Annotated in this window: 18 protein-coding genes and 1 tRNA gene; 10 read left to right on the top strand and 9 right to left on the bottom strand. The window is 45.3% G+C overall.

Annotation, left to right across the window (positions count from 1 at the left end; genetic code table 11):
- The first annotated feature begins 24 nt into the window (after window positions 1-24).
- Window positions 25-723, top strand: coding sequence for a DNA/RNA nuclease SfsA (sfsA, locus tag BUF15_RS21270; RefSeq protein WP_073615729.1), 699 nt, complete (start codon window positions 25-27; stop codon window positions 721-723).
- A gap of 60 nt (window positions 724-783) precedes the next feature.
- Here sfsA and BUF15_RS21265 read toward each other — a convergent pair whose 3' ends face one another.
- Genes BUF15_RS21265 through lepB form a run of 3 tightly spaced genes read right to left on the bottom strand, consistent with a single transcriptional unit; the run spans window position 784 to window position 3,691 of the window.
- Window positions 784-2,058, bottom strand: coding sequence for a dihydroorotase (locus BUF15_RS21265; protein WP_073615728.1), 1,275 nt, complete (start codon window positions 2,056-2,058; stop codon window positions 784-786).
- Window positions 2,058-3,017: an aspartate carbamoyltransferase catalytic subunit gene (locus tag BUF15_RS21260; protein ID WP_073615727.1), complete on the bottom strand. Its 960-nt coding sequence runs from the start codon at window positions 3,015-3,017 to the stop codon at window positions 2,058-2,060. Before BUF15_RS21260 ends, BUF15_RS21265 begins: the two co-directional genes overlap by 1 nt.
- A 29-nt stretch (window positions 3,018-3,046) precedes the next feature.
- Window positions 3,047-3,691, bottom strand: a complete 645-nt coding sequence (lepB, locus tag BUF15_RS21255) for a signal peptidase I (protein WP_073615726.1) — start codon at window positions 3,689-3,691, stop codon at window positions 3,047-3,049.
- Window positions 3,692-4,191: 500 nt separating this feature from the next.
- Between lepB and pilM the strand changes: the two genes are divergently transcribed.
- The 7 genes from pilM (at window position 4,192) to BUF15_RS21220 (ending at window position 11,783) form a co-directional block, all read left to right on the top strand.
- Window positions 4,192-5,250, top strand: coding sequence for a type IV pilus assembly protein PilM (gene pilM / locus BUF15_RS21250; RefSeq protein ID WP_073615725.1), 1,059 nt, complete (start codon window positions 4,192-4,194; stop codon window positions 5,248-5,250).
- A 29-nt stretch (window positions 5,251-5,279) separates the two neighbouring features.
- Complete coding sequence (locus tag BUF15_RS21245) at window positions 5,280-5,864, top strand: PilN domain-containing protein (RefSeq protein ID WP_073615724.1); 585 nt, start codon at window positions 5,280-5,282, stop codon at window positions 5,862-5,864.
- A 42-nt stretch (window positions 5,865-5,906) separates the two neighbouring features.
- Window positions 5,907-6,527, top strand: a complete 621-nt coding sequence (locus BUF15_RS21240; RefSeq protein ID WP_073615723.1) for a type IV pilus inner membrane component PilO — start codon at window positions 5,907-5,909, stop codon at window positions 6,525-6,527.
- Window positions 6,528-6,547: 20 nt separating this feature from the next.
- Window positions 6,548-7,093 carry a pilus assembly protein PilP gene (locus BUF15_RS21235; RefSeq protein WP_159441346.1) on the top strand — a complete coding sequence of 182 codons (546 nt, stop codon included), beginning with the start codon at window positions 6,548-6,550 and terminating at the stop codon, window positions 7,091-7,093.
- Between the two features lie 3 nt (window positions 7,094-7,096).
- Window positions 7,097-8,998 carry an AMIN domain-containing protein gene (locus tag BUF15_RS21230; RefSeq protein WP_073615721.1) on the top strand — a complete coding sequence of 634 codons (1,902 nt, stop codon included), beginning with the start codon at window positions 7,097-7,099 and terminating at the stop codon, window positions 8,996-8,998.
- 70 nt (window positions 8,999-9,068) lie between these two features.
- Window positions 9,069-10,742 (top strand): pilus (MSHA type) biogenesis protein MshL, encoded by a 1,674-nt coding sequence (mshL, locus tag BUF15_RS21225; protein ID WP_073615720.1) that lies wholly within the window; start codon window positions 9,069-9,071, stop codon window positions 10,740-10,742.
- 54 nt (window positions 10,743-10,796) lie between these two features.
- Window positions 10,797-11,783 (top strand): hypothetical protein, encoded by a 987-nt coding sequence (locus BUF15_RS21220; RefSeq protein WP_073615719.1) that lies wholly within the window; start codon window positions 10,797-10,799, stop codon window positions 11,781-11,783.
- Between the two features lie 93 nt (window positions 11,784-11,876).
- Here BUF15_RS21220 and secB read toward each other — a convergent pair whose 3' ends face one another.
- The 3 genes from secB to BUF15_RS21205 all read right to left on the bottom strand — a co-directional run bounded on the left by secB (window position 11,877) and on the right by BUF15_RS21205 (window position 15,980).
- Entirely contained in the window at window positions 11,877-12,350 is a 474-nt protein-coding gene (gene secB / locus BUF15_RS21215) for a protein-export chaperone SecB (protein ID WP_073615718.1), read from the bottom strand.
- Window positions 12,351-12,555: 205 nt separating this feature from the next.
- Complete coding sequence (gene uvrA / locus BUF15_RS21210; RefSeq protein WP_073615717.1) at window positions 12,556-15,414, bottom strand: excinuclease ABC subunit UvrA; 2,859 nt, start codon at window positions 15,412-15,414, stop codon at window positions 12,556-12,558.
- Between the two features lie 146 nt (window positions 15,415-15,560).
- Window positions 15,561-15,980: a CoA-binding protein gene (locus BUF15_RS21205; RefSeq protein WP_234981242.1), complete on the bottom strand. Its 420-nt coding sequence runs from the start codon at window positions 15,978-15,980 to the stop codon at window positions 15,561-15,563.
- Window positions 15,981-16,319: 339 nt separating this feature from the next.
- Here BUF15_RS21205 and glyQ point away from each other — a divergent pair, with 339 nt between their 5' ends.
- Window positions 16,320-17,195: a glycine--tRNA ligase subunit alpha gene (gene glyQ, locus BUF15_RS21200; RefSeq protein WP_073615716.1), complete on the top strand. Its 876-nt coding sequence runs from the start codon at window positions 16,320-16,322 to the stop codon at window positions 17,193-17,195.
- A 262-nt stretch (window positions 17,196-17,457) separates the two neighbouring features.
- On the opposite strand, the gene BUF15_RS21195 is transcribed toward glyQ, so the two are convergent.
- Window positions 17,458-17,555 (bottom strand) — tRNA-Sec (locus BUF15_RS21195).
- 536 nt (window positions 17,556-18,091) lie between these two features.
- Here BUF15_RS21195 and BUF15_RS21190 point away from each other — a divergent pair.
- Entirely contained in the window at window positions 18,092-19,522 is a 1,431-nt protein-coding gene (locus BUF15_RS21190) for a PEP-CTERM sorting domain-containing protein (protein WP_073615715.1), read from the top strand.
- A 236-nt stretch (window positions 19,523-19,758) separates the two neighbouring features.
- On the opposite strand, the gene BUF15_RS21185 is transcribed toward BUF15_RS21190, so the two are convergent.
- Both BUF15_RS21185 and BUF15_RS21180 read right to left on the bottom strand, forming a co-directional pair.
- The gene (locus BUF15_RS21185; RefSeq protein ID WP_073615714.1) at window positions 19,759-20,202 is read right to left on the bottom strand and encodes a hypothetical protein; all 444 of its coding nucleotides are present in this window, start codon (window positions 20,200-20,202) and stop codon (window positions 19,759-19,761) included.
- A gap of 177 nt (window positions 20,203-20,379) precedes the next feature.
- Window positions 20,380-21,027, bottom strand: a complete 648-nt coding sequence (locus tag BUF15_RS21180) for an Abi-alpha family protein (RefSeq protein WP_159441345.1) — start codon at window positions 21,025-21,027, stop codon at window positions 20,380-20,382.
- Window positions 21,028-21,569 lie beyond the last annotated feature (542 nt).

Raw genomic sequence — 21,569 nt, 5'->3', positions numbered from 1 at the left:
TTACCACAAATCAGCACAAAATACATGTTTTTTAATCCTCCATTGGCAACAGCCACACTCGTTCAACGATACAAGCGATTTTTGGTAGATGTCAAGCTATCTGACGGACAAATCCTGACCATCCACTGCCCCAACACAGGCTCGATGCGTTCTTGCTCAACGCCAGGGAGTCTTGTGGCATTTTCACACTCCGACAACCCCGGTAGAAAATATCCCCACACACTTGAAATGGTGCAGGATCGTGACACTTGGGTCGGAGTTAATACCTCTCGCACCAATAGCCTCGTGGCCGAGGCAGTAGAAATGGGCCGGATTCCTGAGTTTCAATATGTTGATCACATCAAGAGAGAGGTTACAGTTGCCAAGGGGAGTCGGCTTGATCTGGCGATCAGCCGGGGCGAAGAAACAACCTATGTGGAAGTAAAAAACTGCTCACTCGTCGAGAAAGGTATAGCGATGTTTCCCGATGCTGTCACCTCCCGGGGCACCAAACACCTCCACGAGCTGATGACCCTTGCTAACAACGGCCATGGTGCCTGCATTTTTTTTCTGGTTCAGCGGCTGGATGCGAAGAGTTTTGCCCCGGCAAAACATATCGATCTACTCTACAGCGAGACACTGAAGGAAGCAGCAGCAAAAGGTGTTAGCGTGCTTGCCTACCAGGCCGAGGTTTCACTGACTGGTATAGAAGTGGTGAAAAGGCTACCGTGCAATCTCAATTGATTAAGAGACAATATTGGTCACCTATAGAGGCAACAAACTGAAAGAAATACTGCATATAGATCATTCAATATGATGTTGCACTCTTCCGCTCACAAGCGTCATAACCGCCCGTCCTTTGAGTCTCCAGCCGATAAAGGGGGAGTTCTTCCCTTTTGACTTACTCTCTTCGGCGGTAAAGGTGAATTCCGCATCTGGATCAATGACCGTTATATCGGCAACTTCACCTTCAGCAAGTGAGCCTCCCGGCACTCCGAGAATTCGAGCCGGAGCCACACTCATGAGTTCGACCATTCGTTTCTCGCTGATCACACCTTCCCGAACGAGGGCCAAACTAAGCGAAAGTGCAGTCTCAAGACCGGTAATACCGTTTGCAGCCTCATTGAATTCTACATTTTTCTCCAGTACTGAATGGGGAGCATGGTCTGTTGCAATCGCATCGAGGGTCCCGTCAGCGAGTGCAGCCAGGATCGCCTGCCGATCCTCTTCGCTTCTGAGTGGCGGATTCATCTTGGCGTGGGTGTCGTAACCAACTACCGCCTCGTCCGTGAGGGTAAAATAATGAGGCGCAGTCTCGGCAGTCAGCTTCACCCCACGCGATTTTGCCATGGATATAACTGCCAGTGATTCCTTGGTGCTCACATGGGCAATGTGAACATGGGCGCCAGTCAGTTCAGCCAGCGCGGCCTCACGAAATACCATGATCGATTCAGCAGCGGCAGGAATTCCCCGCAAGCCAAGACGAGTTGCCGTCAACCCTTCATTCATGCAGCCGTTTCGGCTCAGTGCAGCTTCTTCCGAATGCGACATGACCAAAAGCTTGTGGCTTTTGGCATACTCCATCGCCCGACGCATCAACTGTGAGTCAAGAACCGGCATGCCATCATCCGTCACCGCAACAATCCCGGCCTGCTTCATCTCTCCGAACTCGGCAAGCCCCTCACCTTTACTGGACTTGCTGATAGCGCCAACCGGATAAACCCTGGCCCGGCAGGGAGCAGCCTTTTCAAGAATATATCTGGTTACCGTTGCATTGTCGTTTACCGGACTAGTATTTGGCATGCATGCCACGGCGGTAAAACCGCCGGCAGCTGCAGCGTTTGTTCCGGTTTCGATGGATTCCTTGTACTCCTGGCCAGGCTCGCGAAGATGAACATGAATGTCAATAAGTCCGGGAACAACCCATTTTCCTGTAAGATTATACACCTCAGCATTTTCAGGAAGCGTAGTTTCGGCTGCAACGATTTTACCTGCGCGAACCCAGATGTCACCTATTGCATCCCGATCATTAGCGGGATCGATAACCCGACATTGCTGCAGAACCATTGTCTTTTCCATCATCTGCCTCCCTGCTCGTCATCGGTTTTTTCTCCACCCATCACCAGGTAGAGAAGCGCCATCCGCACCGCAACACCGTTGGTCACCTGCTCGAGGATCACCGACCTTTTACCGTCGGCAACATCAGGACTCATCTCGACACCACGGTTTATAGGACCGGGATGCATGACGACAACATCATCCTTGGCCAATTGGAGCATTTTATTATTGATCCCGTAGAAGGTGGAATATTCCCTAAGACTCGGGATAAGTGGATCTTTCTGGCGTTCTTTCTGGATGCGAAGTGCCATAACTACGTCAGCATCACGGACAGCATCACGGACATCTTCACATACTGTAACACCGAGTTGATCAGCATCTGCAGGCATAAAAGTCGCAGGTCCTGCAAGGTGAACGTTGGCTCCCAGTCGATTGAAACCGATAATATCCGAACCGGCGACCCTGCTGTGGGCGATATCACCAACTATGGCAATCTTCAAACCTTCAAGGCTACCCTTATGCTCAAGAATCGTCATGATGTCGAGCAGCCCCTGACTTGGGTGCTCATGGGTACCATCACCGGCATTGATAATTGCGGCATCAACATTCTTGGCAAGCAGTTGCGGGGCGCCTGAACTTGAATGTCGAATAATAATAACATCCGGAGCCATCGCCTGAAGATTACGGGCCGTATCAATCAGGGTTTCACCCTTGGTTGCCGAACTGGTGGACGCAGAGATATTAAAGGTATCGGCGCTCATCCGTTTAGCGGCAACCTCAAAAGAGAGCCGGGTTCGAGTTGAGGGCTCAAAGAAAAAGTTAATTATAGTCTTACCCCTCAGGGTTGGAACCTTTTTAATTGGCCTGGCCGATATCTCCTTGAACGATCGTGCGGTGTTGATGACATGCAGAATATCATCCGCTGTCATCTGCGCGAGGCCGAGAATGTGTTTGTGCCTAAATCTATATTCTGCCTGCAATGGCGTCACCTGTTTGCTGATATGAACGATCAGTGAATCAAATCCCCAATCCTGCTCCAGCGGACGGAAGTCATTCTATCCACAGAAAAAAGTGGCTGTTCAAGGTCCCAGGACCAATAAAGTATGAACGCCTTCCCTAATATATCACGCTGGTCGACAAATCCCCAGAAACGGCCATCGTAACTATTATCCCGATTATCGCCCATAACAAAGACGGAATCTTTTGGAACGGTCACGGGACCGAAATTATCTCTGGGACCTGCGTTAGCACTCATAATCGCCGGCGAAGTAAAGTGAGCATGCGGGTCAGCAACAGCCTCCCCGTTAATAAAGACATGCTTGTCTTTAATTGTCACCGTATCGCCGGCAACACCGACAACCCTTTTTATATAGTCGACCGATCTGTCTTTTGGGAACTTAAAGACAATCACATCACCTCGCTCCGGTTTATTCCAGGGTACAAGCAAAGCACCTGTAAAAGGTAACCGTAACCCGTATGAAAACTTATTGACGAGAAGGTGATCACCGATCTTCAATGTCGGCAACATAGATCCGGAAGGAATTTTAAATGCTTGAACGATAAAAGTTCGGATAAACAGTGCCAGGAGAATGGCAATGGCAATTGCCTCTACATACTCCCTGATCAGAGATTTTTTCTGCTTACGGGAAACCACGTGAAGACCTCTTCAAATAAGAGAATACGGATAGATTGTGCAAAAGGTAAATTCATTGTGAGATATCTGGAATACAGCCAAGCAGCCAGCTTATACTAGTCTTTATGGTGAATTGAAGACAAGCCTACCAGCGTTATACTATTTTTTGACCAAGGCAAAACTACATTATCCGTCTGTTTATTACAAGCGCGATTCCCGTAAAACGTTGAATTATAGCATCCTGCTTTCCTCCCAAAAAACAGATAGTTTTATACCATATAGAGAGTAAACAGTTACTTGCGCGCCAACATGTTGTGCCACAGCCTTCCAGGCACTGTTAGGATGATGAATTAACGCCTTGTTTAAAAAAGAAAATAAAGCAATTCATCTATCGCCTTTCCCTTGACAATTGATGCGAATTATGTCCTAAATAATCCTTAAGTGTGAAAAATCTACGTCTTAGCTATTGTGAGCTAGGACATTTTGACTGTTTGTATAAAACTTTTCCCATTCCAGTCACCATGAGTTTACCGTTTCTGTCAAAGAACAACCTGGTCGTGGGAGTTGATATCGGCTCCCATGCGGTGAAGGTATGCCAACTCAAACGGATCGATAAAGGCTATGCCGTTGTATCGCTTGGCAGCGCGGTCCTGCCTGAAGGCGCAGTTGACGACGGTACCCTTGTCGAGCCGGAAATTGTCGGCAAAGCCATCTCGAGCCTCTTCAAAAATCTGAAAATCATCAATAAGAAAGTTGGGTTTTCCATTTCCGGATATTCTGTCATTGTGAAGAAGGTTAATCTGCTCGTCATGGAAGATGCCCAGATGGAAGAACATATCATGGCAGAGGCAGAGCAGTACATCCCATTCGACATCGATGATGTGTACCTTGATTTCCAGAGCCTCAAGCCAAGCAATGAAAATGCTGAACGTGCCGATGTGATGCTTGTGGCCGCCAAGAAAGAGGTAGTTGATGAATACCTTGACATGCTGCACGATATCGGGCTTGAGCCGGTTCTTGTCGATGTGGATGGCTTTGCTCTTGAAAACACCTTTGAGGCAAGCGGTGGCCATGAAAATAACGTTGCTCTTGTTGATATCGGTGCCTCAAAGATGAATATCAACATTCTTTCGAAAGGAATGTCAGTAGTTGCACGAGATATCGTGGTCGGCAGCCGCCAACTCACCGAACAGATCCAGGCCTCACTTGACATCGATTTTGATGAGGCTGAAGCTATCAAGCTTGGTCAAAGTCCGGCAGGTGAAAATCAACAGATGATCGAAGAGATATTTTCCTCGACCTGCACTCAGTGGGTACTTGAAATCAAGAAAGCCATCGACCTCTATCATGCCAACAATCCAGATGCTCCGTTGGAAAAATTGGTTTTAAGCGGTGGAGGGTCTAAAGTTGCAGGCCTGGCGGATTTTCTTGCCCACGAAACTGGCCTCAAAGTTGACCTGTTCAACCCCTTTAGGCATATGAGTTCTAACAGTAAAAAGATAGATGCGGATTATCTCGATAGTATAGGACCTGAAATGGCGATAGCTACTGGTATTGCTATAAGGCCTTCTGTAATTTAAGGGCCGCTAGGCCTGATCACGGAATAGATATGATACGAATTAACCTGCTCCCTGTTCGGCAACTGAAAAAGAGGGCAAAAGCCCGTAACCAGATTGTTGCCGTCACTATTGGGTTCATCTTTTTCCTGGCCGCCTTGGGTGCCGTTGCCTATCTACAGACGATGAAGGTTTCAGCGCTCCAAACCGCCATCGCCGACACGAATAGGGAAATTGAGAAATTTAAGCCTGTTCTTGCTCAGATCAAACAGATTGAGGCAACCCAGAAAGAGCTTGAAAGAAAGTCTGCTGTTATTGATAAGTTAAAATCAGATTCGTCTCTCACTGTGCGTGTTCTTGACGAAGTTGCCAACATTATAGACAATGAGCGCATGTGGTTACTCGATCTTAATCAACAGGGTGGCTCACTATCACTCAACGGCGTCGCACTGGATAACCAGACCGTTGCAGAATTTATGGATGATCTGAAACTGTCACCCTTTGTTTCTAACGTTGAGTTGACAGATTCATCTTTACGGAAAATTGCCGGCAGGGACCTAAAGAGCTTCTCCCTGTCATGTTCGGTGTCTCAACCTGCCCCACCCCAGCAGGGTGAGAACAAACAGTCTGCCAATTAACCGTAACATCAAAATCAAGAGATAAAACCCACAACTGACGGTATGAAAAAGAACGACGCATTTACCAATTTTCTTGATACGAAGTTTATCCCGCTGGAGCGCAAGATAAAGCTTTTGTTGCTCGTTCTTATCTTCGTTATACCGGCAGTTGCTTATTATTTCTTCTTTCTCGATCCAAATATGAAGGAGATTGATCAGCTGACTGCAAAGAAAAGTGGTCTTGAGCAGGAATTGCAAAAGGTTAAAAGCCGAGCACGAGATCTTCCAAAACTCCAAGCAGAACTCGCTCGAATACAGATTGAATTTGATAAAAAATCGGCTCTTCTCCCACGGGAAAAAGAAATCCCAAATCTATTACGCGACATCTCAGCTTTAGGAACTAATTCTGGATTGGATTTTCTTAAATTCAAACCTCTTCCAACAGTGCCAAGAGATTTTTACAACGATGTTCCTGTTTCTATCAACGTTAGAGGACCATACCACAGCGTCGGTTCTTTCTTTGATCGTGTAAGTAAATTGGAACGTATAGTTTCAGTAACAAATATTCGAATGAGTTCGCCGAAACTTGAAGGCGGAGAAATGCTCTTAAATTCAGACTGTCAGCTTGTAACGTATCAGTTCACGGATAAAGAGCTTCCGAAAGACCCCAAGAAGAAAAAATAACGAGCCGGACGATGTATTTTATGAAAAGCACATTACCCCGCATTTTTAACTTCATGCCTTCAAGATTGCATATATTGCATTTGACAATCTTGTTCTCAGCCGTAGTGACTGTCTTTGACGGAGTTGCTTTAGCCGCCGATCCCCAGAACGCGTCTGAAACAATTGCCAGCACTTCAAGCCAATCACAAAACGAGTTCGAATATCGTGTTCAAAACCGAAAAGACCCATTTGTCCCATTTATCACCGAAAAAGCGACTACCACCACAGATGTCGACATGTCAGAAATTGTTGATGTTAGTGGAAAGCTTACTGGCATGCAGCTTTTCGAGCCTGGACAGTTAAATTTGGTTGCTCTCATGAAAAGTGGCAATGAAGATTTTGCAATGGTCGAGGACTTTACCGGTAAAGGCTATGTGATCAACAAAGGAACAAAAATTGGCAAACGCGGCGTTGTCGTAGAAATAGCTCCCAATAAAGTTGTCATTGAGGAAACTGCTCAAACCCGTGCCGGACAGAAAATCGTTACAAACACCGTGATGGTTCTTAAGAAAGAGGGAGAAGAGTAAAAAATGTACGAGAGGTCTGCAATTTCCCATTTGGCCGTACTTTCAGTGCTGTTAGTCCTTTTGGCTTTTAACGGTACAAGAGCATTTGCCCAGCAATCTGAAAGCAATACAGGAGGGCCTGAGTATCGTATCTCTGATATGAAAGCTGGTTTTGAGAGTGACACTCTCTCTATCACTCTCGTTGGCGATTCAATACCTGCCTATACCGTTTCAGAGCGTTTTGCCCCATTCCGTGTAATTGTGGATATTGCCGGGGCGAAACTCGCTGGCTCACTATCACGGCCATCAGAGCTGGTGCCTGCCAATCCAGTTGGCAACATGACAGTTTATAATCTACCGGATCAGCAACAGCCAATTACGCGATTTGAGCTCACGATTGCCGATACCCACGATTATAAAATCACCCGCAATGGCAATAATATTGGGATTATTGTTGCTCCTGCATCAGACATCGCCAAGCTATCACAACCTGCATCCTCGACACCAGCTATTACTGATTTCAAAATTGATACCCGTCCTGACGAGACCAATATTATTCTTATTGGTACAGACCAATTTACCGAATACCATGTTGGAACACTAAAGGGTGATGCAAACCGACCACCTCAATTGTTCATTGACATCCCGAATGTATCTATCTCTGAACTTGTCCGTGAGGTGAAAATTGGTACTGCCGTTCAAGCGGTAAAAGCAGTTCAGTATAATAACGGTGCCCGTATACTGTTGGACGCCTCCAGTTCTGAACTTTTCACCTATGACGTACAGGCGACTCAACAGGGTATTAACGTCCGCATAGGTGAAAATATTGGTGATCTTCCCGCAAATGTCCAAACAGTTGCAGCGGCTAAATCCGACACGATCACAGATTCGACCCTTGATGAACTCATTGAATCATCCAGTAGCCTTTTGTCTAAGAATCAGAAACAACCAACTGATACAACTTCGGATAGTATAAGCGAAATGCAGGACAGTTTCGCGTTCTCCGGTTATAAAAATCAACGCATCAGTGTTGATTTCTACAAAATAGACATTCATAACGTCTTCCGCTTGTTTCGTCAGATTACTGATCTCAATATTATTGTCGACTCAGGTGTCCAGGGTACAGTCACTCTGGCTCTCAGTGATGTCCCCTGGGATTTCGCTCTAGATATTATTCTTAATCTTCAGGATCTTGAGAAAGTTGAGCGTTACAATACAATCGTTATTTATCCGAAGAAAAAAGAATTTGTATGGCCTGAGAGAGCAATGGACAACCTCTCATTTGAAGCAGATATTGAGGTAGCCGAACAGGAGTCACTCATAATCGAACAATCTTCTAATGTTCCTGAAGAGGTCATGCAGGCAAAAGATCTACTTCGTCAGGCAACTATTTTAGAGAAAAATAAAAAGCTTGAAGAGGCAGCCGCTCTTTATGAGCAGGCAATTGCTCTCTGGCCAACAAATGCCAGCATCTGCAACAGACTTGCTGCGTTGTATCTTGTGAACCTCGAAAACAATGCAAAAGCCATTTATTTTGCCCAAAAAGGATTAAAAGCTGATCCTAAAAATCATAGCGCTGCCCTCTATGCTGCTATCGGCTCAGCCAATATGCAAAAAAATAGAGATGCCACTGAGTTCTTTACCCAGGCTATCAGCGGAAACCCGCCAATGAAAGAAGCCCTTTTCAGCTTTGCGGCCTTTAGCGAAAACACCAATCAGTACGCTACTGCTCTTAAATTACTTGACAAATACCATCAGTACCACGGCGAAACAGTTGATACCATGCTCGCCAAAGCACGTATCTACGACAAAATGGGCGATACTGATAAGGCAGCAAAGCAGTACCAGGCGATCATGGCGTCCGGATTTCAGCTGAGTGGTGATTTACGAGATTACATCTCCGGCCGTGTTGCCGGTGATCGATAACCATTTTACCTAATGTCAGGTATTTTACCATTTATCTCTTAAGGTCGATTGACAGCAACAAGAGGTTTTTATGATGTCCATCAAAAGAATAGTTTTCGGCTGCAGCCTTTTACTGTTTGTTGCAAGTATCTCAGCTTGTAATAAACCCCAATCCGCAGGTGATCCCTCTACGGTTCCCGAAAACGGCAACCAGCAGGTGGCTCAATCCAAGCCAAATTTCCAGCAATCACCTGCTACTACAGCTCCTGCAATGGCGCTTCCCATCCGATATCAGACTCCATCCTATATGGTCGATTCTGAGTCGAAAGATGACCTCATTGCTCAGGAGGCAACATCATTAAAAGTTGGAGCTTCGATCCGATCAACACGTGGTCCTCAACCTTTGTGGGATATATTGAAGCGACTCGCTGCTCTGAAGCGCATGAATGTTTCTTGGGCTAGTGATGTTGACCAGACCGTTTTGGTAGATGTGGACATTAACGCTAATGACGACTTTTATGAAGCGGTAGACAATCTGCTCCGTCAGGTAGACTATTTCCATGAGATGCAGGGCAATACCATCGTCGTTAAATATAAAGAGACGAGACAGTATCATGTCGCTATGCCGTATGTCAGTCAGCAATATAAAACCGGCACTGGTGGCAATGTTCTTGGCAGTTCAGAAGAGTCAAATAACATTGACGGAACAATTCAGTTAAAAAGCAACGAGGTCACCTTCGATCTCTGGAAAAATATTGAAGATAACGTCAATGAGATACTCAAGGTATGGTCAACTGACGCAGTAACTGAAGAAGCGAGAGCAGTATCAGATAATACAACTACCCAGAACGCTCAGGGTGAAATATCTGACATACAGGAAACTACCTTCTCGGCAACCCGACGACGCTCTGAGAACCAGAATAGTTTCCTGATCGATAAGTCTATCGGCATGGTAACCGCCACAGCTCCTCGCCCCTTGCTTGACAGGCTTGACTCATATTTTAACACCCTTCGCACAGAGCTCTATAAACAAATAACTATTGAGGCCAAAATCATTGAGGTCCAACTCAATGAAGAGTCGAACATAGGTATCAACTGGAGCGAAGTATTAAAGAACTTCCCGGTTTCAGGTACCGTGAATTTTGGTGCAGGTGGTCAGATTTATCCTAGTGAGGGGGCACGTTTTGTCTCCAGGGTCACATTAAATCCTCTCAACTTTACGGCGTTTATCAACGCTCTTAAAGAGCAAGGAGACGCCAAGATTCTCTCCAATCCTAAACTCAGCGTAATGAATGGGCAACCGGCTCTCATCACTGTAGGACGTAATATCACCTATATCGACTCAATTGAGTCAGACGTGGATGATGATACCAACACCACAACCTATACGGTTAATACCGAACGTGTACTATCAGGCATTGGTATGGCTCTTACTGCAACCATACTTAATAACAATGAGATTATAATGAATCTTGTACCGGTTACATCAGAGCTTGTAGAGCCGATCGAGTACAAAGATATTGGTGCAAATGGCGCAACGGTTGGTTTGCCTATCGTCAATGTCAGGGAAATGAGCACCACTGTTAAAATGCTTGATGGTGAAATGCTTGTTATCGGTGGTCTCATCAGCAATATCAATGACAATACCAGCGCATTCGCCCCTGGCCTAGGAAGCATACCTGTACTCAAATACTTATTCGGTTACGAACAAAAGGTTAATCAAAAACGCGAGCTTATCATTCTTTTACGCCCGCAGATTATTTAATTTAATATTTAGATAACATTATAAACTTCATATCTTAAAGGCAGGGAGATGATTATGGAGAGGATCAAATATTTCTTTTTGGGGATTCTGGCACTGAGCATGGTCGGTTGCGGTCAGACAGTGGTGGAAACCCTTCATGTACCAGAAAACCCAGGCCATAACGCTCCTGGGGTCGGGAAGACACTCGTTATACTGCCATTTGCCGACTACTCTGATGGTGGCAGTATCGCCTCAGCTCAGCGGAGAAACATGATGGTCACCGAGTCACTGACAGATCGATTTCTCGCCAACGGCTTTTCATTGCCTGTCCAAGAGGATGTTTTTCAGTATCTTGTGGCTGAGGATATAATTCAGCTCTATGATGCACGCAAATCCAGTTCCATCAGCGCCGCTCTCGCAGACAGCGATTGGTCAGACGTTATGAAAGGTGAGCTCCAGCGTTACCAAGCTGAGCAGAACATGAGCAAAAGCGACTCACCCATGGATTCTCCTGGTACCCATGGTCTCACCCCTCAAGCAATCACCAAGATTGGGCACGATTTTAATGCGGATTACGTTGTTCGTGGTCGTATTCTCGAGTTCAAAACTCGAGAGGACACATCATGGGAACCCTGGAAAAAAGGCATTCTCCCTTTCATTAACAACGGTTCCAGCCGCCTTTTATTCGGTTTTGCTGACTCTGAGAATTATGACGTATTCAATAACATGGCAACAGGCGCTCTTATTGGCTCCATCATTGGTAATAATGCAAATTCACCAACAAGTCATAACGGTGATAATGCTGCAATCTGGGGAGCCGGCGGACTTGTTGTTGGCAATATAAATTACCACAGTGGCAAAGTTGAGCAAGCAGCTGTCCAAATGCGTATATGGATTCAGGAAACATCAACCGGCAAAGTCGTTTGGACCAATAGGGTTATGGTTAAGGTATCTCCCGAATCAGTCCTCGCTGACAACCAGTATGATGTCCTATTCAACAGAGCGATTGAGCAAGGGGTAACGAAGCTGGTTGACAATTTCGTTATCTATACATTCATGTAAAACCACATTTCATCCTCGCTCTCTTGCCAAATACAAAAAAGGGACTTCCCGAATGGGATGTCCCTTTTTTCATTTCAACCTCTAGAAATTCTATCAGTTGTTGGCTTCTTTCTTGGCTTTGGCATTCTGAAACAGCGCCATAAAGTTGACAGGTTCCATCAGGAATGGTGAGAAGCCACCATCAACAGTAACCTGACTAACTATCTGCCGTGTGAAAGGAAACAACAAGGTCGGACAATCTACACCAAGTACCATCTCAATATGTTCCTGCGGTACATTGCGAATAAGGAAAATGCCTGAATGTTCAATCTCAAGGATAAAAAGCGTCTTCTCGTCATCCTTAGTTGCGACTTTTGCATAAATCTTCAGAGTAACTTCATAGTGGTCGTTATCTAGTGACGTGTGGTTGAGGTTAAGATTCAACTCAACTTTAGGTTCAGATTTCTGGGGTGTGATGTACACCTCTGGTGCATTCGGATTCTCAAAAGAAAAATCTTTAATGAACATTTTCTGCATGCGAAATTCGGGACGCGCAGCATTCTCCGGATTCTTGGTATTTTCAGCCATTCTCATCCTCGTAGTATTTGTGGTTGCTGATTTCGTAAAAAGCCACGAAGGCCGACATCGCAGCCCTGTAACTCAATTAACAAATTCTCATGTCGTACTGTTTCTCTTCAGTAACGTGAATCTGGCGCCATCTTGACCTGATTAACGTATTATTGTGTCACAGCACGGAGGCATTTAACCGTACTTCCTCTCTTCAGGCAAGCTTTTAACCAGTTTCTCTTTCAAGCTGTCGTTCCAGGACTGGCTTAAGAAATCGACCTGTGTATGATTCGTTATTCTCTGCAATAGTCTCAGGCGTACCATCAGCAACAATCATACCGCCACCATCTCCACCCTCCGGCCCTATATCGATTATCCAATCCGCGGTTTTCACCACATCCAGGTTATGCTCGATTACGACTACCGTATTCCCATGTTCAACCAGACGTTCGAGCACATTCAGCAAATGCTGAATGTCTGCAGGATGCAAACCGGTAGTCGGCTCATCAAGTATATACAGTGTTTTTCCGCTCGGTCGTCCCGACAATTCACGTGCCAGTTTTACCCTCTGCGCTTCTCCTCCAGACAAGGTAACTGAAGATTGTCCAAGTTTTATATAGGACAAACCGACATCAAAGAGGGTCTGCAGTCGCCCCTGTATTGTCGGAATATTCTGGAAAAACTCAAGAGCTTCCTCAACTGTCATATTGAGGACCTCGTGAATATTCTTTCCTTTATAATGGATGTCGAGGGTTTCTATGTTATATCTCTTGCCCTGACATCGCTCACACATAACATAAATATCCGGCAAGAAGTGCATGGCGATTTTTATCAGTCCCTCTCCACCACAAGCCTCACATCGGCCACCTTTGACATTAAAACTGAATCTTCCAGGAGTATAGCCGCGTGCTCGTGATTCGGGTAGCTTGGCAAAGAGATCTCGGATCGGGGTAAAGACTCCTGTATATGTGGCAGGATTAGAACGAGGTGTCCGCCCGATAGGACTTTGGTCAATATCGACTATCTTATCTACCTGATCCAATCCACTGATACCTCCATCCAGACCATCATAACTATTTCTCTTAAGCGACAACGCCTTTCTTGCCAACCTATAAAGGGTTTCAATAACAAGTGAACTCTTGCCTGAGCCAGAAACACCTGTTACACATGTCATGACTCCAAGTGGAAAGGCAACATCAACATTCTTTAAATTGTTGGTGCAAGCGTTTTTCACCATCAGGGAACTTCGCTTACGCCCCTTGGCCGCTCTCCTCTTTTCTGGGACCTCAATACGCAACCGATCAGATAGATATGCACCTGTCACTGAGGTATTGCTTTCCAAAAGTCCCTGCACATCACCGCAATAAACAACTTCCCCTCCATGAACCCCGGCACCAGGTCCCATATCGAGCACATGATCGGCTGCAAGAATTGTATCCGTATCATGCTCGACAACAATGACGCTGTTACCAAGGTCACGCAGTTCAATCAACGTATTGATAAGCTTTTGATTGTCTCGTTGATGAAGTCCAATACTGGGCTCATCCAATATATAGAGTACGCCTGCTAAACGAGAACCGATCTGAGAAGCAAGGCGAATTCGCTGTGCTTCCCCCCCGGATAGCGTACCTGACCTGCGGTCTAAAGAGAGATAGCCAAGCCCAACATCCTCAAGGAAGGAAAGTCGGTCAACAATCTCTTTCAAGATGGGCTCACCAATTTTCCGTTCACGGCTATTGAGGGGAAAAACCGGCAATTCTTCGAGAAGCTTACCGATTGAAAAACATGTCAGTTCATAAATCGACCAGTTACCAACTTTTACTGCCAATGCTTCCGGTTTCAGTCTGGCCCCTCCGCATTGCGAGCATACCTGCTCGTTCATGAATTTGGCGAGCTCTTCACGAATCATTGGAGATTGGGTTTCATGGAATCGCCTATCGAGCTGCGGAATAACTCCCTCGAAATGTATTTCCGAGGTCATCTCCCTCTTTTCTTTCTGGTAATGAAAACGAATCAACTCACCTCCAGAACCATAAAGTACCACATTCTGATGCTGTGGTTTCAGTTCCTCAAATGGGGTTTTAAGTGAGAAGCCAAAATGTTCTGCCACTGATGACAACATCTGCCCGGTATAGGTTGATTCCGAACGCCATCCCCAGGGGGCAATTGCACCATCAATGATACTCTTACTCTGATCCGGCACCACCAAAGCAGGATCAAAGAACTGATTAACTCCAAGTCCCCCACATTCCTGGCAAGCTCCTTGGGGATTATTAAATGAAAACAGTTGAGTGGAAATCTGTGGCATGGAAATTCCGCAAGCATGACAGGCAGCATGTTCGCTGAAAAGCTGTTCTTTCTGAGAATCCGGATATTGTACCAGAAGAAAGCCATCTGTCAGTTTAACGGCTGTGCTGATTGAATCGGAGAGCCGGCGACGAATAGCTGGTTTCATGACCAATCTGTCAATCACCACCTCTATTGTATGCCGCTTATTTTTCTCAAGCGACAGCATCTCATCGGCATGATACATTTCACCATTGATCCGCAGCCGGACAAAACCCTCTTTACGAATTCTCGCCAGGATCTGTTCATGCCGTCCTTTCCTGTCAGTCACTACCGGAGCGAGGAGTATAACCTTGGTTCCTTCTGGTTCTGCCAAAAGACTGTTCACCATATCCTCAATCGACTGCGCCTGAATTTCGCTGCCGCACTCAGGACAATGGGGACGTCCGCAACGGGCATATAACAGCCGCAGATGATCATAAATTTCGGTAACCGTCCCTACAGTTGAACGTGGATTTTTACTTGTTGTCTTCTGTTCTATTGACACTGCCGGTGAAAGGCCTTCCAGTGAATCAACATCCGGCTTGTCCATCTGACCAAGGAATTGGCGCGCATAGGTGGATAACGACTCCACATACCGACGCTGCCCTTCAGCATAAAGGGTATCAAAAGCGAGGGTAGATTTACCAGACCCGGAAAGTCCAGTAAAAACGACAAGTTGATTTCTAGGAAGGTCGACGCTGATATTTTTCAGGTTATGCATACGCGCCCCACGTATGCTCAATATTTTAGGTTCCATGCAATACCAGATGATAAATAAAGGAGATAAACAAAAATCAGTACGTGGCAGGAAAAGATGACAGACTGACTAACTGGAAGAAGTTCTACTTACTATAACGGCTACTGAACTGGCTATAAAGCCAAAGCGTGAAATCTATCGATCTCTTATAGCGTCGCAACAATACGCATATGTTCCACCTTGATGCATCGGTCCATTATCACCTCAAGGCCATGTTTTTCAGCAAACAGAGCAGCCTCAGGATGAACTATACCCTGCTGCATCCATATGGCCTTCGCCCCAATCCTGACTGCATCTTCAGCAATGGGGTAAACCTCTTCAGACCGACGAAAGATAGTTACCACGTCGACCTGTTCGGCAATCTCAGTTAAACGGGGATAGCACTTCAAACCAAGAATGGTACTCTGCCCGGGATTTACAGGCAGGATTCTGTAGCCGGCTTCCATCAGGTAACGTGCCACCATATTGCTGGGCCGAGCCTCTTTTGGCGAGAGTCCGACAATTGCTATAGTGGTAATGCCCTGCAACAACTTCCGATAATCGGTGTATTTTTGAATGTTAAGCAATTACGATCCTTCATTCTATAGACCACGCCCAACAGGTTTAAGTGAGATCATTTCTGGTACCTGAAAAGGCTCAATCCGGGCAACTTTCATAATACAGTCACCCCTTAACCTCAATACTGTTCACTACTTCAAAATCGGCAAATTCTCCGTTAGGAAAATCGTTTACCCTCGAGAATCACTGTGGTAGCTTAGGCAGATACAATTACGCCCCCATGGACAAAAGTCAAGGCGGCAAGTATAGTTGTGCTCGACCTGCACAGCGGTATGCCATCCGGTCCTTAAGACACGGAACGCTACCATAGTTTCTCTATGTCCCAATACGAACGATGAGGATATTCAATGAATTTTCAAAATATAATTCTCGAGCTTGACAATTACTGGTCAAGCCAGGGTTGCGTTATTCAGCAACCATATGATATGGAAGTCGGAGCCGGAACCTTCCACCCTGCCACACTGCTACGCGCTCTCGGCCCGGAGCCATGGCGAGCAGCATATCCTCAGCCTTCACGGCGCCCCACTGACGGTCGATATGGCGACAATCCCAACCGTCTCCAACACTACTACCAGTATCAGGTGGTAATGAAACCCTCGCCTCTAGATGTCCAGGAACTCTATCTTGGCAGTCTGCAACGATTCGGCCTCGATCTTCTGGAACACGATATCCGTTTTGTCGAAGATGATTGGGAGTCGCCTACTCTTGGCGCATCAGGACTTGGCTGGGAAGTATGGCTTGACGGCATGGAGATTACCCAGTTCACCTATTTCCAACAGGCTGGATCCATCGACCTGCATCCCACTACAGTAGAGATCACCTACGGCCTTGAACGTATCGCCATGTATCTTCAGGGTGTCGAGAGCGTATATGACATCAAGTGGAATGACAATGTGACCTATGGTGAAATTTTTCATCAAGCCGAAGTCGAGTTTTCAACCTTCAATTTTGAAGAGGCGAACGTTGAACGACTCATCGACTTCTTCAACATCTACGAGGAAGAAGCCCTCAAGCTTGTGGCTAAAAATCTCATTCTTCCAGCCTATGACTACTGCCTCAAGTGTTCTCACACCTTCAACCTGCTTGATGCACGCAAAGCCATCAGCGTAGCTGAACGAACCCGCTATATCGGTCGTATTCGCAACATAGCAAGAAAAGTTGCCGAAAGTTATGTCGTACAGCGCGAAGAAATGGGATATCCATTACTCAATAAAAAGAAATAATACGCTCAATGCGTCGAAGCACTTTACACCAAAGGCCATGATGCAAGGTTATGGCCTTTTTTTTCACAATTCCTCTTTCCTCTAAGTGATATACCACTTATTGGTATTGGCATCCTGTAGGGTTGAATAGTTCATTTCAACTGCTACAGGCCACCTTCACGTGGCAAAATTTGGTAACAATTTTCAGCGAGGCAATGATTCGACTAGTTTTAGATAAAAAAAGCGCCCCACATCAATGATGTAGAGCGCTTTAAGTATTTACTGGCGGAAGTGCATGGGAATCGAACCCACCTGAGAGGCTATTAACCCCACACACCGGATTTGAAGTCCGGGAGGGCCACCAGTGCCCTGTCCACTTCCCCTTGCATAGGAGTACTTCTTGATTGATCCTAGTAGATGCACAGTAGAGGATTCTATCACAGAATTCAAGAAAACTGAACACCTGTTGTATCCCAAACTCTAGTTCGACCAGAGCGGTTATATTTATACTAGTTGGCACCTCATTGCAACTAAATCAACCCACCCCCGGGTAAATCGTGGGGCTACCCCCTGATTTCAAAGATGCCCCCCCTCTGTGTACTGAGAGCTCCCTTCATACGCCTCTTCAGCTGACGGCATCTGACAAGATGCCAATTAGGTTGGTAAAGCTGTAAGCGAGTTCCATTCTATTTGACAACCCACCGTTCGTCTATGCGGAATCATTGTTCGTTATTCCGGAATACGAGTTATTAAGGCTTTGCCGACCATATTGTTAGGCACCTCTAAGCAGACAGTGATATTAACCTCTCTAGCAGATATACCTGCAAGTTCTCAATATGGCACACATATTGGAGTTCACGACAGAATGTCATAGGGGATGACCGAGCATCATTAAACCAACATGGGGAGAGGGAAGAATGAAGAAATTATACTCTGGATTTGCATTTGTTCTATTGCTATCAGCTACATCTACAGCACATGCTTGGCATTTCGAGTTCTATGATCCGGGAGAAGATAGTTGGATTAATGCAGGTTCAGTTATCAACTACAATTATTCTGAGATGTTAGAAGGTATTGGTCAGATAACTGTTCAGTCTATAGAACCTGCCGATCCAGACGTTGGAAGAGATGAAACCAACGTGGCATATGCTATCGAAGGATTTAGTATTACAGATTCAAATGGTAATACTGATATAATGCCAAGTCTTGATAATATGATATCTGCTGGTGTCAGAATTGCTTCAGATATTGGCAATGATGATTACGTTGGGAATGTATCGGTTAACATAGACTATTCACTATTCACCAATGCATCATCAGAAATTAACTATCAAAGTCAATGGGCTTTAGACAACACTTATAATGAATCATATTATGCTAGTGCTGCAGAAGCAATGATTCACATTGATGTTCCGGTTTCAGAAAGAAGTGATGATCCATTCCAAGATGATATAATACGCTACGATTATATACATAGTGAATCGCTTTCATCAGTATACGTCTCCACAGAAAATGGCGTATGGGATTACCAATGGGACCAATTATCTGAAAATGTAATGGAATTTGCAACAAACACAGATTTTGGATTGGGCATTGAAAATCATTTATCTATAGGAGAACCATGGATTTGGGGAGAATTCATGGTAGCCGAAGGTGATGTACCACCAGAAGTTGAAGACCAGATCGGGAATATAATTCTACATGTAGACTCGGGCTTGCAACTCAGCTTATCGATTGAAGACTGGTTAGAAACTCCTAATGTATTTGACCCGACTAATCCAACCATCCCTCTTTCGCCAGTGCTTCCTGTTATTCCCGACGAACCTCTCGAAGATGTTACGGAGTGGATCTTTGCTGATTTCTGGGTTAATCAAAATGTGATGTACCCATTCGACCCTGATTACGCTGTGGGTTATGAATATAGCGTTGGTGTGAATGATCCTAAATTCGCATCTATATACATTAACGCAGGCCAAGATGAAAACGATGAATATATTCTCATATGGTATGATGCAGATGGAATACCTCAAGAGAATACTCTTAATTTAGCTTCTGGCGTAGGTAGTTCATTTGATTTAACCTCACTTGCCGATGGTGGATTATCCTCCTTCACGATAATGGGGATAGAAGGGAGTGCTCAGATCGACCCTAACGATCCGTATGGCTTTATAACGAATCTATCCTTTGCTGGTGACGGTATGGTCGACAACTTTACGATGACAGCTATAATAGAATCGTTTGATGAGCCGAACAGTGATACCGCAGCTGTCCCCGAGCCATCCACCATGCTACTATTCGGTACAGGTTTAGCTAGCCTCGTTGGAGTTGCCAGAAGAAAGACAAGATAAATTGATCCCGAGATTCGAGGCAGAGCGCTAGTAATGGTTCTGCCTTTTGATTTGTTCATCCTTGAAGATGTTTCGTGATAACTTCAAGCTGGTCTCCGCCTACTGAATACCGCCCGTAATACTTCATGCAGAACGCTGGACCGAGCCTTAGGCTATGAGAATTGGTCACTCCCAATTGGAGTTGATAGCAACGGGTCTGACAGTTCACTATCTCGTAATGATCAGACAAAGAGGACTCATTGCCGCTGCAGTGATAACCTCTTAATTTCCCTAAGATCATCTATCGTTATGCGCCCTTGGATAATATCCATATAGTAATCCGTGTTCTCCTCATACCGCTTGGTATACTCCTCGAATTCATCGAGTTTATAATCGACACACCACGCACTCTCCAGATGCCTACGGTCACCAGGAAGCGTCTTCGTTATCTTCACTGTACCAATACAGCAATAGAAGAGAAGCAAAGCTCGTGCCTCCTCAACTTCCCACTCGAAATTAGCTCGAAGAAGCTCAATAAGGTCAGGTGGTGTCTCTCCGAATGAGACAATGATATTCCCCTTAGCTATATTCACAAGCTCCGTATAGAACACACCTACTTTCATCCAAAGCGTTCTAGGCTTTATGGTCTTCTTCAGCCAATCCAAGTGTTTATAATCAAGACGATTATCTTCGAATTGCATAAGGTATTCCTTATTTGTTTTGGGTACCCTTCTGCACATTCTGTCTCTAGAGACATCAATTGAATGACAGTCGGACCCATCAAGCCTGCTCGATCATTTCCCCAATTATCAAGAAGCCCCTATACATCTACTCCATTCGGCTAACCCTCCACGAGATATCATCAAGAACGCTTATCTTTATAGACGTGTAGAACGAATCACTTCCCAACCAAGCCGATCTATACAAACTGCATGCGTTATGCTCTTATCATTCGTCAAAGGGGTTCTTATCGCACAACTTAAACGGGTTAGGTTTCCTATTGATAACTCAAATTCATTCTGATGCACAGCCAATGCCCCCCCTATGTCTTTGGTAATCATAAAGGTGGTCGAGTATTCAGCATCTGCCTTCTCACAGAGCTTCTCAAGAACCAGTGCATCAAGTGGATCAAGCCGCTTAATCGTCTCTATAATGGATACTCTTACAAGATGACTCCTATCGGGATCCATTCCGTTGGCCAATAGCCTGCACCACCATTCATGCAGTTCCTTCCTTGTCTCATCCTGTGCTGCTTCAAGTAAGGGTATGGCTACACTTGGACTCATCGGCTCTGTTTGATTCTCAATCCCTCTTTCCCTAAGAATCTCTTCTGTTCTCTTCGCCAAGCCAGCTGCATTCCTGATACGAGCATGGCGTAACCAATCACCACCAATTACACCTACGACATCTTCGGGAACAGTACCGAAGACTTTGGAGAGAAATCCCCCGAGCTTATCAGCGTTATCCAGAGCCTTCACTCCGAACTTAGAAACCTCTTGTATAGCCTTCGCCTCTTCTTCTAGCATAACGCCTCCCCCTGTATCCTTGCCCATAATTGGCAGTATTAGGCGATAGAACTGCATGACCGCGCACTCCTCGGAGATACAAACAAATCATCCACCGAACATTCTGTCTCTAGAGACAAATATAGAGGAAGCTCCCCTCGGATCTGTTCAGATCTCCTCGAATCACCAACGGCTTCCTCAGGATTAGATAATGAACAAGCAAAGCTAAACAAGACAGGAATTCAGTTCGTTCATCATGAAGTCAAGAGGGAGGACCAGAAGCTTCCCTCTGTACCTAGCTAGATCTGTCTCTAGAGACACTATCTGATCATGAAGACCTGTCTTGCATAATCATACAGGAAGACTCCAAGCACACCTTAAGACCAAGATGGATTACACATATCCACTAGAAATAACATAAGATAGTTATCTTTATTTCCTTCCAGAAAGATCTTTCTAGAAATATTCAAGATAGCTGACTATTAGTCTCTCTGTTTATATCTCTTATATTTATCTTCTTGCTTGTCTTATAGCTGACGACTATCTGTATTCTTTAAAGCACA

Source organism: Desulfopila aestuarii DSM 18488 (genome assembly GCF_900143695.1).
Taxonomy (GTDB): domain Bacteria; phylum Desulfobacterota; class Desulfobulbia; order Desulfobulbales; family Desulfocapsaceae; genus Desulfopila; species Desulfopila aestuarii.
Note: the sequence above shows the minus strand (reverse complement) of the source record. Positions and strands in the feature narration are given on the sequence as shown.